This is a genomic window from Asanoa sp. NPDC050611, from assembly GCF_040654855.1.
GTDB lineage: Bacteria > Actinomycetota > Actinomycetes > Mycobacteriales > Micromonosporaceae > Asanoa.
Genome location: NZ_JBFAIU010000004.1, coordinates 59,664 through 72,047 on the forward strand (window position 1 = coordinate 59,664; position 12,384 = coordinate 72,047).

The 12,384-nt window shown below is 70.8% G+C and carries 12 protein-coding genes; 9 read left to right on the forward strand and 3 right to left on the reverse strand.

Annotated features, from left to right (window positions below):
* Positions 1 to 2: 2 nt before the first annotated feature.
* A complete protein-coding gene (locus AB0H87_RS01430; protein WP_360137726.1) occupies positions 3 to 695 on the reverse strand; it encodes a DUF1986 domain-containing protein in 693 nt (230 codons plus the stop codon).
* A gap of 118 nt (positions 696 to 813) precedes the next feature.
* On the opposite strand from AB0H87_RS01430, the gene AB0H87_RS01435 reads away from it, so the two are divergent.
* The 4 genes from AB0H87_RS01435 (at position 814) to purL (ending at position 4,860) form a co-directional block, all read left to right on the forward strand.
* Positions 814 to 1,425 (forward strand): TMEM165/GDT1 family protein, encoded by a 612-nt coding sequence (locus tag AB0H87_RS01435; RefSeq protein ID WP_360137729.1) that lies wholly within the window; start codon positions 814 to 816, stop codon positions 1,423 to 1,425.
* A 92-nt stretch (positions 1,426 to 1,517) separates the two neighbouring features.
* Positions 1,518 to 1,784, forward strand: coding sequence for a phosphoribosylformylglycinamidine synthase subunit PurS (gene purS / locus AB0H87_RS01440; RefSeq protein WP_360137732.1), 267 nt, complete (start codon positions 1,518 to 1,520; stop codon positions 1,782 to 1,784).
* Entirely contained in the window at positions 1,781 to 2,464 is a 684-nt protein-coding gene (gene purQ / locus AB0H87_RS01445; protein ID WP_360137735.1) for a phosphoribosylformylglycinamidine synthase subunit PurQ, read from the forward strand. Before purS ends, purQ begins: the two co-directional genes overlap by 4 nt.
* Positions 2,461 to 4,860: a phosphoribosylformylglycinamidine synthase subunit PurL gene (gene purL, locus AB0H87_RS01450; RefSeq protein ID WP_360137738.1), complete on the forward strand. Its 2,400-nt coding sequence runs from the start codon at positions 2,461 to 2,463 to the stop codon at positions 4,858 to 4,860. Before purQ ends, purL begins: the two co-directional genes overlap by 4 nt.
* Before the next feature lie 61 nt (positions 4,861 to 4,921).
* Here the strand turns inward: purL and AB0H87_RS01455 are convergent, their stop codons facing one another.
* Positions 4,922 to 6,799: a carboxypeptidase-like regulatory domain-containing protein gene (locus tag AB0H87_RS01455; protein WP_360137741.1), complete on the reverse strand. Its 1,878-nt coding sequence runs from the start codon at positions 6,797 to 6,799 to the stop codon at positions 4,922 to 4,924.
* 235 nt (positions 6,800 to 7,034) lie between these two features.
* On the opposite strand from AB0H87_RS01455, the gene AB0H87_RS01460 reads away from it, so the two are divergent.
* The 5 genes from AB0H87_RS01460 to amcA all read left to right on the forward strand — a co-directional run bounded on the left by AB0H87_RS01460 (position 7,035) and on the right by amcA (position 11,801).
* Positions 7,035 to 7,400: a sterol carrier family protein gene (locus AB0H87_RS01460; RefSeq protein WP_360137744.1), complete on the forward strand. Its 366-nt coding sequence runs from the start codon at positions 7,035 to 7,037 to the stop codon at positions 7,398 to 7,400.
* Positions 7,401 to 7,566: 166 nt separating this feature from the next.
* Positions 7,567 to 9,144, forward strand: a complete 1,578-nt coding sequence (purF, locus tag AB0H87_RS01465; RefSeq protein WP_360137747.1) for an amidophosphoribosyltransferase — start codon at positions 7,567 to 7,569, stop codon at positions 9,142 to 9,144.
* A 49-nt stretch (positions 9,145 to 9,193) separates the two neighbouring features.
* On the forward strand, positions 9,194 to 10,342 hold the full coding sequence (gene purM, locus AB0H87_RS01470; RefSeq protein ID WP_360137750.1) for a phosphoribosylformylglycinamidine cyclo-ligase: 1,149 nt from the start codon (positions 9,194 to 9,196) through the stop codon (positions 10,340 to 10,342).
* A 144-nt stretch (positions 10,343 to 10,486) separates the two neighbouring features.
* Complete coding sequence (gene amcB / locus AB0H87_RS01475) at positions 10,487 to 11,593, forward strand: cyclophane-forming radical SAM peptide maturase AmcB (RefSeq protein ID WP_360137769.1); 1,107 nt, start codon at positions 10,487 to 10,489, stop codon at positions 11,591 to 11,593.
* Positions 11,562 to 11,801, forward strand: a complete 240-nt coding sequence (amcA, locus tag AB0H87_RS01480) for a multiple cyclophane-containing RiPP AmcA (RefSeq protein ID WP_360137753.1) — start codon at positions 11,562 to 11,564, stop codon at positions 11,799 to 11,801. Before amcB ends, amcA begins: the two co-directional genes overlap by 32 nt.
* 94 nt (positions 11,802 to 11,895) lie before the next feature.
* Here amcA and AB0H87_RS01485 read toward each other — a convergent pair whose 3' ends face one another.
* Positions 11,896 to 12,120, reverse strand: a complete 225-nt coding sequence (locus AB0H87_RS01485; protein WP_203707650.1) for a DUF3073 domain-containing protein — start codon at positions 12,118 to 12,120, stop codon at positions 11,896 to 11,898.
* Positions 12,121 to 12,384: the final 264 nt, after the last annotated feature.

Here is a 12,384-nt window from a genome sequence, read left to right on the forward strand (position 1 = left end):
GGTCAGACGCCGGCAGTGCTCTGGATCCACGCCCGGTTGTAGGCGACGCTGCCGTAGTTCTGGATGTTGACGCCGTCCGCGGTGGATGCGACGCCGACCTGGGCGCCGTTGTAGAACTGCGGGCCACCGGAGTCGCCGCGCCACGCGTTGCCGTTGATCCGGGTGCTGCGGATCGCCCGGCCGCCGTAGGCGTCAGTCACGTTGGTGCTGGTCACCCGGACGGAGGCGGTCTTGAGCACGGTCGACGCGCTGCAGCCGCTGTAGCAGGTCATGCCCCAGCCGTAGATCGTGTTGGTCGAGTTGACCGGCGGGTAGGCGCTGGAGAGCGTCACGTAGCTCGTGCTCACCCCGCTGCTCAGCCGCATCAGGGCCAGGTCGCTGCGGGTGTACGTCGCGCTGACCGTGCGGGTGACGCCGCCGGAGCCCCGGTTGACGCTGCCGACCCGCACCGACATCGTGCCGCTGATGCAGTGGCGGGCGGTGAGCACCCAGGTCGACGCGATGATCGTGCCCGAGCAGGTGAACGAGCCGTTGCTGAACACGGCCGCGGCCCACGGGGCCGACGCGACGGTGCTGCCACCGATGATCTGCTCCGGGCCGGTGGGCGCGACGGGTGCGGCGCCGGCCGCGCTGGGCGCGAGGAAGGCTCCGGTGAGGCCGATGGCGAGCGCGGCCAGGGTGAGGCGGGTGCGCATCTGGGCTCCTATCCGAGGGGGGGTGGATCGGACTGCCCGAGACGCTATTGTGATATCGACGTATTCGCAATCATCAAATCCAGGTCATACGACCCCGTGATGATTAGCGTTGGCGGGGATGGAGTTCTTCATCGTCGCGGTCACGGCGTTCGCGCTGATCCTGCCGGTCGAACTGCCCGACAAGACGTTCGTCGCGACGCTCGTGCTGAGCACGCGGTATCCGCCGCTCCCGGTGTGGTTGGGGGTGGTCGCCGCGTTCGGTGTGCAGTGCGCGGTCGCGGTCGGCGCGGGGACGCTGATCTCCCGGCTGCCCGAACGCCCGGTCGCGCTCGTCGCGGCGGGGCTGTTCCTGGCCGGCGCGATCGTGCTCTTCCGCGGTGCGCGCAAGTCCGGGCAGGAACGCGAGGACCAGGAGCAACAGGAGTACGCGGGCCGCGTACAGGAGCGGCGCACCGGCCTGCGGGCCGCGGCGGCCAGCTTCGTCGTCCTGTTCACCGCCGAATGGGGTGACCTGTCGCAGTTGCTGACGGCCGGCCTGGTGGCGAGTGGCCGAAATCCCATTCCGGTCTTCATCGGGTCGTGGCTGGCGCTGATCGTCGTCTCCGGCGCCGCCGTGCTGCTCGGCCGCTGGCTGCGGAAGAGGGTCAAGTTGTCGTTGATCCGATATGTTGCCGCCGGTATCTGTCTGGTGCTCGCAGCGCTCACGACGGTCGAGGCGCTACGCGCGTAATGCCTGTTCCAAGCCGTGGGCGGGTGCCGGTCAACGTCTATCTACCGGGTACTCTTGGCGCGCTTACCGCGTACGAAAGTCAGGAGTGCCCAGTGGCTCGCGTCGTCGTCGACGTCATGCTCAAGCCGGAGATTCTCGATCCTCAGGGCCAAGCGGTAGCCAACGCGCTGCCACGGCTCGGCATCAGCGATGTCTCCTCCGTGCGCATCGGCCGGCGCATCGAGATCGAGTTCACCGGCGCCGCGGATCCCGAGCGGGTCCGCGAGATCGCCGACAAGCTGCTCGCCAACCCGGTGATCGAGGACTTCACGATCCAGGAGGTTGCCGAGGACGCGGTCCCGGCGGGTGAGCCGTCATGAGTGCCCGCATCGGTGTCGTGACCTTCCCCGGCTCGCTGGACGACGGTGACGCCGCCCGGGCCGTCCGGGTCGCCGGCGGCGAAGCGGTGCGGCTGTGGCACGGCGACAGCGACCTGCATGGCGTCGACGCCGTGGTGCTGCCCGGCGGCTTCTCCTACGGCGACTACCTGCGCACCGGAGCGATCGCCCGGTTCGCGCCCGTGATGGAGTCGATCATCGACGGCGCCCGCGGCGGCCTGCCGGTCCTCGGCATCTGCAACGGCTTCCAGATCCTCTGCGAGGCCCACCTGCTGCCCGGTGCCCTCACCCGCAACAGCCACCTCCACTTCCGCAACCGCGACCAGTGGCTGCGGGTCGACGCGGCCAGCACCGCGTGGACGAACTCGTTCGAGGCCGACCAGGAGATCCTGGTCCCGCTCAAGAGCGGTGAGGGGCGTTACGTCGCCGACCGGGCGACGCTCGACGCGCTGGCTGCCGAGAACCGGATCGTGGCCACCTACCTGCGTGGCAACCCCAACGGCTCCGAGCGGGACATCGCCGGGGTCACCAACGAGGCCGGCAACGTCGTCGGGCTCATGCCCCACCCTGAGCACGCGATCGAGGCACTGACCGGTCCGTCGCTCGACGGGTTGGGCTTCTTCACCTCGATTCTCAAGCACCTGGCGGGGGCCTCGGCATGACAACTCAGCCCGACACAGCGTCGAGCGAGGCGGAAGAGAAATCGTTGCCGGCACAGGTGGCGTCGTACGACGGCCGCAACGGCCCCGACACGGTCGAGCGGGCCGGCGAAACCGCCGGTGAGCTGCAGCCGTTCGCCGAGCTGGGCCTGCGCGACGACGAGTACGAGCGGATCCGCGGCATCCTCGACCGCCGGCCGACCCAGTCCGAGCTGGCGATGTACTCGATCATGTGGAGCGAACACTGCTCGTACAAGTCGAGCAAGGTGCACCTGCGCCAGTTCGGCGAGAAGCAGCCGCCGAGCGACCGGATGCTCGCGGGCATCGGCGAGAACGCCGGCGTCATCAAGATCTCCGACGAGATCGCGGTGACCTTCAAGGTCGAGTCGCACAACCACCCGAGCTTCGTCGAGCCCTACCAGGGCGCCGCGACCGGTGTCGGCGGCATCGTCCGCGACATCCTCGCGATGGGCGCCCGGCCGGTCGCCGTGATGGACCCGCTGCGGTTCGGTGCGGCCGACCACGAGGACACCGCCCGGGTGCTGCCCGGCGTCGTCGCCGGCATCGGCGGCTACGGCAACTGCCTCGGCCTGCCCAACGTCGGCGGCGAGGTCGTCTTCGACCCGACCTATCAGGGCAACCCGCTGGTCAACGCGCTCTGCGTGGGCGTGCTGCCGGTCGACCGGCTGCAGAAGAAGGACGCCGCCGGCCCCGGCAACATCGTGGTGCTGATGGGTGCCAAGACCGGCCGCGACGGCATCGGCGGCGTGTCCGTGCTGGCCAGCGCGACCTTCGACGACGGCAGCCAGGCGCGCCGCCCGTCGGTGCAGGTCGGCGACCCGTTCACCGAGAAGCTGCTGATCGAGGCCTGCCTGGAGCTCTACGACGCCAACCTGGTCGTCGGCATCCAGGACCTCGGCGGCGCCGGCCTGACCTGCGCGCTGACCGAGACCGCGGCCGCGGCCGGCACCGGCATGCGGGTGTGGCTGGAGCGGGTGCCGCTGCGCGAGCCGTCCATGGAGCCGCACGAGATCCTGGCCAGCGAGTCGCAGGAGCGGATGCTGCTGATCGTCAAGCCCGAGCAGCTCGACGCGGTGCTCGCCGTGGCCGAGAAGTGGGGCGTGCTGGCGACCGCGATCGGCGAGGTCACCCCGTCCGAGGTCAGCGGCCTGCCGGGCCGGCTGCGGATCACCTGGCGCGACCACCTCGTGGTCGACGTGCCGCCGGCCTCGCTGGCCGACGACGGCCCGGTCTACGCCCGGCCGATGCGCGAGCCCGCCGACCTGATCCTGCTGCAGGCCGACCGGGCCGAGACGCTGCCGCGGCCGGCCACGCCGGACGACCTGAAGGCGACGCTGCTGCGGATGGTCGGCTCGCCGAACCTCTGCGACAAGTCGTGGGTCACCGAGCAGTACGACCGCTACGTGCTCGGCAACACCGTGCTGGCTCAGCCCGAGGACGCCGGCCTGATCCGGGTCGACGAGCACAGCGGGCTCGGCGTCGCGCTCTCGGTCGACGGCAACGGCCGGTTCGCCCGGCTCGACCCGTACAACGGCGCGAAGCTGGCGCTGGCCGAGAGCTACCGCAACGTGGCCGTCACCGGTGCCAAGCCGGTCGCGGTGACCAACTGCCTCAACTTCGGCTCGCCCGAGGACCCGGCCGTCATGTGGCAGTTCGCCGAGGCCGTCCGCGGCCTGGCCGACGGCTGCCTCGAGCTGGGCATCCCGGTGACCGGCGGCAACGTGAGCTTCTACAACCAGACCGGCGCCGCGGCGATCCACCCGACGCCAGTGGTCGGCGTGCTCGGCGTGATCGACGACGTGGCCGACCGCGTGCCGATCGGCTTCGCCAAGCCGGCGACCGGCGACGGTGACCTGATCTTCCTGCTCGGCGAGACGGCCAACGAGCTGTCCGGCTCCGAGTGGGCCTGGGTGACCCACGAGCACCTCGGCGGCGTTCCGCCCAAGGTCGACCTGGCCAAGGAGCGGGCGCTGGCGCAGGTGCTGGCCGAGGCGGCCCGGGTCGGCCACCTGAGCGCGGCGCACGACGTCTCCGACGGCGGCCTGGCTCAGGTGCTGGTCGAGGCCTGCCTGCGCAACGGCGTGGGCGCCCGGATCGCGCTGCCGGAGGAGTTCTCCGCGGGCTCGATGCCGTTCGTCTACCTGTTCAGCGAGTCGGCCGGCCGGGCCGTGGTGTCCGTGCCGCGCGGGCACGAGAAGGCGTTCACCGGGCTCTGCGCGGAGCAGGGCGTGTCGTGGACCCCGATCGGCGTGACCGACGGGCAGAACGAGGCGCTCGAGATCCGCGGCCAGTTCTCGGTGCCGCTCGCCGAGCTGCGCGAGGCGCACACCGCGACGATGCCGAAGCTGTTCGGTGCGTCGCTGCCGGTCGAGGACTGACTGATTCGCATACGAAGAAGGGGGCCGCGACCGCGGCCCCCTTCTTCGTTGCGTTGACTGGTCAGTCGTCGAGCCAGCCCAGCTCGCGCCGGTCGCCACCGCGACCGCCGCCGCCGTGCCGGGCCCCACGGCCGTCGCCGCCGCCGTTCTGGCCTTCGTAGTACTCGCCGCGGTCGTCGTAGCCGCCGTTGGGGTTGTCGTAGTTGCCGCCGCCCCGCTGCTCGGGCACCCGGTCGTAGCCGGCACCGCCCTCGTAGCCACCGCCACGGCCGTAGTCGCCGCCGGCGCCCTGCGGCGGGTAGCCGCGGGTCTCGTCGTAGCCGCCACCCTGGCCGCCGCCGTAGCCGCCGCCCTCGTAGCCGCCCCGGCCCTGGCCCTGGTCGTAGCCGCCCCGCGGGGCGGAGCCGTAACCGTTGCCGCCGCCCTGGTCGTAGCCGTTGGGCTCGTAACCGCGCTCGTCTCCGTAGCCGCCGCTGGGCGCGCCGCCGTAGCCGTTGTTGCCGCCGCTCGGACCGGCACCGTAGCCGTTGTCACGGCCGCCGTAGCCACCGCCGCCGGACGCCGGCTCGTAGCGGCCGGTCGGCTCGTCGAAGGCCTGGCCGCCGCCGTAGCCGCCGCCCTGCGGATAACCGCCCTGGCCGGCACCGTAGCCGCCGCCCGAGGCCGGCGCGCCGCCGTAGCCGCCGCCACCCGAGCCGGGCGCGTCGGGGTAGCCGCCGGCGCCGTAGCCGCCACCCGAACCCGGCGCGTTGCCGAACTGGGTGGGTGCCGCGCCGCCGTACATCTGCGTGGCCTGGTCGTAGCCGCCGACCTGGGTGGGCTGGCCGTAGCCGGCGCCGCCGTCCCAGCCGGGCTGCTGCGCCCCGTAGGTCGGTGCCTGCGGCGGCATCGGCGCGCCGTAGGGGTCCGGGAACTCGTCCATCGGCGCGCGGCTGTGCAGCATGGTCGGTGCGTCGGCCATGGCGCCGCCGCCGGGCCCGGCGATCCGGGTCGCGTCGTCGCCGCCGCGGTATGCCGCCGCGCCGCCGCCCATCGGCACCGCCGGGCGTACGCCCGTGGTCGAGGTCTGGTCGTCGGGGTCATCGCTCTCCTTGCGGCGCAGCATCACCCAGACGATGCCGCCGACACCGAACGCGACCAGCAGACCGCCGCCGAGCACGACCAGCCAGTTGCCGAAGCCGCCGCCGTCCTCCGAGTTGCCGGCCGGTTCAGCCGCGATCGCGGAGTCGCTCGGCTCGTCGGTCGCCTCGTCCTCGAGCGGCGCGTCCTCGGTGGGGACGGCGGACGCGGTCGCGGTGGGCTCGACCTTGAGCTTCAGGCTCAGGTTGACCCCGCTGGCGTTCTGGCCGGCGTTGACGGTGATCGACTTGGTGTCCTTGATGTCTTCCTTCGACGCGCCGATGGTGATGCGGCCCGGCACGATGGGCTTGCGCTCGGAGCCTTCGAAGCGGTACGTGCCGCTCGAGTTGGTGAGCGTGTCGAAGAAGTTGTTGGCGCCGTCGTTCAAGGCGACGTACGCGCCGTTGACCGGCTTGCCGTCGGACTGGTTGACGACCTTGCCGGTGATCGTCCTGACCGTTTCCACCGGCGGCGGGGCCTGCTGCTGACGGCCGCGGACCGTCATGTCCCGGGTCGCCTGGCCGTTCTCGCCGTTGATCGTGACCTGGACGACGACCTGGCCGGACTTGGTCTGGCCGTCGGCGACGTTGCCCGCCGTCACGCGGGAGGTGACCTGCTCGCTGTCGCCGGCGTCGATGTCGATGTCGCCGTCGCAGTTCTGGGAGCAGCTCAGCTCGCCGAAGCTGGTGGAGACCCGGACGGTGGCCGTCTGCCGGTTGTTGCCGCCACCCTGCTGCTGCGGGTTGTTGTTCTGGATCGTGATCCGAACGGTCGCGTTCTCCCCGGGCGATAGCGAGCCGTTGGAAACGCTGATCGACACCGTCGGCGGTGCCGCCTGAGCGGGGCTAGGAAAAAAGGTGACCAGTGCGCCAGCACTCAGCGCCACGACCACACCGGCCCGTACGCGCCAGGCTCGTCGGTGTGTTGTCACGTCCACCGCCTTCCGGTCTCACCCCCGAACGAGTACACCGTCGGTCACTATGCCTTGCCCGACGGGGTCAGCGCGACCCAGGGGCCGAAGGAACTAGGACGCGAGAAGGTCGTATCGTCCCGTCATGTCCCCTGCGCACAATAAGTCACCAGCGGTCGCGGCTGCCCTAGCCGTTCTCGACGCCGGGGGGAGCCCCGAGAAAACCACTCTCCGTGACGCTGTGCGTGCGCTGCTGACCGACCTCGCCAAGCGGGCTCCCGGCCGCTCGGTCGAAGTGCGGGTCCCACCTTACGGTGCCGTGCAATGCGTTCCCGGACCACGACATACCCGTGGTACCCCCTCAAACGTGGTCGAAATGGACGGTGTGACCTGGATTCTGGTCGCGACCGGCCGGCTGCCGTGGGCCGAGGCGCTGGCCGCCGGCAGGATCAAGGCCAGCGGAAACCGGGCCGACCTCTCCCCATATCTGCCCGGACAGCCAGATCTCTAAGGCGCCTGGACCGTTGGTCGGCGCAAAACCCACGAGAAGGGAAGGGTCGCCCGAAGGGATTCCCTGACGGTCCGCGCGCTCAAGGTGGCCCGCTGTGACCGGCGCGAACTCGCGTACACTGGCCCGAGCAAGACGTGCCAGGAAGTTCAGCAGCGAGGAGCGCCAGGTGCCCCGAGGCGACGGCCGGTTGAGCCAGGACCTCGACCCCCAACGGCCCGGCCCGCAAGATGCTTGCGGTGTCTTCGGTGTCTGGGGGCCGGGTGAAGAGGTCGCGAAGCTGACCTACTTCGGGCTCTACGCCCTGCAGCACCGTGGCCAGGAAGCGGCGGGCATCGCCGTGAGCGACGGCTCGGGCGTCGTGGTCTACAAGGACCTCGGCCTGGTCGCCCAGGTCTTCGACGAGCCGACCCTGGCCAGCCTGCGCGGCCACCTCGCCATCGGTCACACGCGTTACTCCACCACCGGTGGTTCGACCTGGGAGAACGCGCAGCCGACGATCCGTGCCACCAGTGCGGGCACGACCATCGCCCTGGCGCACAACGGCAACCTGGTCAACACCGCCGAGCTGGCCCGCGAGGTCGCCGACCGCGGCCTGCCCACGGACCCCGCCACCACCTCCGACACCGCGCTGGTGACCGCGCTGCTCGCCGGCCGCCCCGACATGTCCGTCGAGGCCGCCGCGCTCGAGGTGCTGCCGACGCTGCGCGGCGCGTTCAGCTTCGTGTTCATGGACGAGACCACGCTCTACGCGGCCCGCGACGCCCACGGCGTGCGCCCGCTGGTGCTCGGCCGGCTCGAGCGGGGCTGGGTGGTGGCCAGCGAGACGGCGGCGCTCGACATCGTCGGCGCCAGCTTCGTCCGTGAGGTCGAGCCGGGCGAGCTGCTCGCGATCGACGAGGACGGCCTGCGCTCGTCGCGGTTCGCCGCGCCGGAGCCCAAGGGCTGCCTGTTCGAATACGTCTACATCGCGCGCCCCGACACCACGATCGCCGGGCGCAACGTGCACGCGGCCCGGGTGCAGATCGGCCGGCAGCTCGCCAAGGAGCACCCGGTCGAGGCCGACATGGTGATCCCGGTGCCCGAGTCGGGCACGCCGGCCGCGATCGGCTACGCGGCCGAGTCGGGCATCACCTACGGCTCGGGCCTGGTGAAGAACGCCTACGTCGGGCGCACCTTCATCCAGCCGTCGCAGACCCTGCGCCAGCTGGGCATCCGGCTCAAGCTCAACCCACTGCGGGAAAACATCCGCGGCAAGCGGATCGTGGTGGTCGACGACTCCATCGTGCGGGGCAACACGCAGCGGGCGATCGTCCGGATGCTCCGCGAAGCCGGCGCGCTCGAGGTGCACGTGCGCATCTCCTCGCCGCCGGTCAACTGGCCGTGCTTCTACGGGATCGACTTCGCGACCCGCGCGGAGCTGCTGGCCAACGGCCTCGACAACGACGGCATCCGACGCTCGATCGGCGCCGACTCGTTGGGATACGTATCACTCGGCGGTCTGGTGGCCGCGACCGAGCAGCCGAAGACGCGCTTGTGCCGCGCGTGTTTCGATGGGGACTACCCGATCCCGCTGCCGGCCGGCAACCTGATCGGCAAGCACGTGCTCGAAGGCGTCGCCCGGCGGGTCGACGCCGAAGCCGAGCAGCGCAACGATGGCGGAGCCGAGCGTCCGGCGGCGAGCGACCAGTTGGTCGCGCAGCGGCTGGCGGCCAGCTCCAACGGCGGCGGCACGCACCGTTCCTAGCCGGCGTCTCCACCGAGACACCGCGCGTCAGGCGTTAAAGGGAGAAATCGTGACGCACGTTACTGAGCGGGGCGGCGGCCCGGCCAACACCTCTGGCTCGGAAGGCCTCCAGCCATGGACGGCCGGCGGGCGGACCGGTCGCAAGCGCACAGTGACGTACGCCGACGCCGGCGTCTCCATCCACGCGGGCGAGCGCGCGGTCGAGCTGCTCAAGAGCAAGGTGGCCCGGGCCCAGCGCCCCGAGGTGCTCGGTGACCTCGGTGGCTTCGCCGGCCTGTTCCGGCTCGACACCAAGCGCTACAAGAACCCGATCCTGGCCTCGTCGACCGACGGCGTCGGCACCAAGCTGGTGATCGCGCAGCAGCTCGACATCCACGACACGGTCGGCATCGACCTGGTCGCGATGGTCGTCGACGACCTGGTCGCGTGCGGCGCCGAGCCGCTGTTCCTGCTCGACTACATCGCCTGCGGCGAGGTCGTGCCCGACAAGGTCGCCGAGATCGGCGCCGGCATCTCCGACGGCTGCCGGTACGCGGGCTGCGCGCTGCTCGGCGGCGAGACGGCCGAGCACCCGGGCGTCCTACGCCCCGACGAGTACGACCTGTCGGCGACCGGCGTCGGCGTGGTGGAGGAGAGCGAGATCCTCGGCCGCGACCGGGTCGAGGTCGGCGACGTCGTGATCGCGATGCGCTCGTCCGGCCTGCACTCCAACGGCTACTCGCTGGTCCGCCACGTGCTGCTCGGCGCCGGCCGGATGCGGCTCGACACGGTGGTGGACGACTTCGGCAAGCAGCGCACCCTCGGCGAGGAGCTGCTCACGCCGACCAAGATCTACGCCCGCGACTGCCTCAAGCTGATCGAGGAGGCCGAGGTCCGGGCGCTGGCCCACGTCACCGGCGGCGGCATCCCGGGCAACCTCGTGCGCGTGCTCCCGGAGCACGTCGACGCCGTGGTCAACCGGTCGACCTGGAAGCCGCAGCCCATCTTCGACCTGGTCCAGTCCAAGGGCCGCATCGAAGACCCGGAGATGGAGTCGACCTTCAACATGGGCGTCGGCATGTTCGCCATCGTCTCCGCCGAGGACGCCGACCGGGCGCTCGCTTTCCTCACGGGCCGCGGCATCGACGCCTGGCAGGCCGGCGAGATCATCGAAGGCACGGGGACCGTTCAGATGATCGGGCAGCACACGCGCGGCTGACCCTTCGGCCGCACCCGTGTGATCATTCGCCTACCTGATTGGGCCTTACCCGATTGGCCAGCGCCGCCTAACCTAAAGTCCTGCCTCGACACCTCGACGGGGAGAGGAGGGCGGGTGGTTGTCCGGCGGGCCCAGTTCACCGGTATGCGCGGCATCGCCCCCGTGCCCTCCTACGTGGTTATGCAGCCCACGACGCTGTGCAACCTCGACTGTGCCTACTGCTACCTTCCGTTCCGGTCCGCCGACCGGAAGATGGCGGTCGACGTAGCCGCCGCGGTGGCCGGCCCGGTCAATCGCTGGGCGCAGGACGGCCGGTTCTCGGTGGTCTGGCACGGCGGTGAGCCGCTGGCCGCCGGGCGCGACCACTTCGCCGCGCTGCTCGCGCCGTTCGACCCGGGCGTCGAGCATCACGTGCAGACCAACGCGACGCTGATCGACCCGGCCTGGTGCGAGTTCTTCGCGGAGCACGAGATCCGGGTCAGCGTGAGCGTCGACGGCCCGCGGGAGCGCAACGGCGATCGGGTGACCCGGGGCGGGCGGCCGGCGTACGACCGGATCGTCCGGGGCATCGAGACGCTCCGCGCCCACGGCATCGGCTTCTCTGCCCTCTGCGTGGTCTCCGACCCCGCGCCGGGCCGGGCGGCCGAGCTCTACCGCTACTTCCTCGACCTCGGTTGCGACGTCCTCGGCATCAACATCGAGGAGACCGAGGGCACCAACACCCGCGGCAACGCCCACCCGGCCGGCCAGGTCGTCGACTTCTGGGCCGAGCTGGTCACCGCCTGGCGAGCGGAGCCGCGGATCCACGTGCGCGAGATCGAGTGGTCGCTGCGCTACACCGAGGCCGTGCTGACCGACACCGCCGACAGCGTGCTGCCACGCCAGCTCGACCCGATTCCCACCGTGGCCTACGACGGCTCCGTGGTGCTGCTGTCGCCGGAGCTGGCCGGGTTCCAGGACGCCCGGCACGGCGACTTCAGCAGCGGCAACGTCCTTACGACGCCCCTTACCGAGATCATCGCCGGTGCGCACCGGCGCACGCCCTGGGTCGCCGAGTTCCTCGACGGCGTGGAAGCCTGCCGAGCGAGCTGCCCCTACTTCGGTTTCTGCGGCGGTGCACACGCGGCGAACCGCTATTTCGAGCACGGTCGGTTCGATACGACCGAAACCGACCACTGCCGCAACAGCAAGATCCGCCTACTGGAAGGGGTGTTGCAGCATGCCCGAGACCACCAGTCTTCAGCCGTCTGAGCAGGCCGAGGACGCCGAGGCCGGCCTGGGGGACCTGGCGGGGCGCGTCGCCGGCGCACGGGCAGGGCTGACCGCGTTGCTGTCCGAGGCGGAACAGGCGCGCAAGCTACGCGCCGAGGCGGCCGATCCGGCCGGCGGTGCGGTGTGCGCCTGGAACCACTTCGAGAACATCCCGACGTTCTACAACTGGAATAACCGCCCCCGCTGACGAGCACGCCCCTCGGGCCAGCGCATCCCGCTGACCCCCTCGGACACGGGCGAGCACGCGGGTTACCACCGCGTGCTCGTTGATGACCTGGGGGTCAGCGGGAGCGAGACGACCAGTTGTTGGAAGCGTCGTCTTCTGCGTTGTCGTCCTCGTCTTCGTCGTCGACATAGCTGTTGCTGTAGTCGTCGTCGAAGTCGTGGTCCGACTGGCTGTGGCCGCCGAGTTCTCGCTGCAAAGCGGCGAGGTCGGTGTTCGGGGAGTGATACTTCAACTCCCGGGCCACCTTTGTCTGCTTGGCCTTAGCACGGCCGCGCCCCATGGCTCGACCCCCTCGCACAGAATTCGGGGCAGCACGAAGGCGGGCCCCGATGACGTCAGGCATCTCTCGTGGCTCTTACGGTACATGGGGATGGCCAGGTTCGACACCTCGGGTTGCCCCGCGCGGTCGGCGCGTCGATCACGTTTCTGATCAGGTCAATGCCCGGCGGTCCAGGTGTATTCCTGCTGGAGCGCCTCGACCTCGGTGCCCACCGTGATCCAGACGACCGACGCGGCGGTCGTGACCATCTGGCGGGTGCGCTGG

Excerpts from the sequence above, each read along its gene's own strand:
- purL (WP_360137738.1), top strand. The coding sequence starts at position 2,461 with ATGACAACTCAGCCCGACACAGCGTCGAGCGAGGCGGAAGAGAAATCG.
- AB0H87_RS01485 (WP_203707650.1), bottom strand. The coding sequence starts at position 12,120 with ATGGGGCGCGGCCGTGCTAAGGCCAAGCAGACAAAGGTGGCCCGGGAG.
- amcB (WP_360137769.1), top strand. The coding sequence starts at position 10,487 with ATGCGCGGCATCGCCCCCGTGCCCTCCTACGTGGTTATGCAGCCCACG.
- AB0H87_RS01460 (WP_360137744.1), top strand. The coding sequence starts at position 7,035 with ATGTCCCCTGCGCACAATAAGTCACCAGCGGTCGCGGCTGCCCTAGCC.
- amcA (WP_360137753.1), top strand. The coding sequence starts at position 11,562 with ATGCCCGAGACCACCAGTCTTCAGCCGTCTGAGCAGGCCGAGGACGCC.
- purQ (WP_360137735.1), top strand. The coding sequence starts at position 1,781 with ATGAGTGCCCGCATCGGTGTCGTGACCTTCCCCGGCTCGCTGGACGAC.
- AB0H87_RS01430 (WP_360137726.1), bottom strand. The coding sequence starts at position 695 with ATGCGCACCCGCCTCACCCTGGCCGCGCTCGCCATCGGCCTCACCGGA.
- AB0H87_RS01435 (WP_360137729.1), top strand. The coding sequence starts at position 814 with ATGGAGTTCTTCATCGTCGCGGTCACGGCGTTCGCGCTGATCCTGCCG.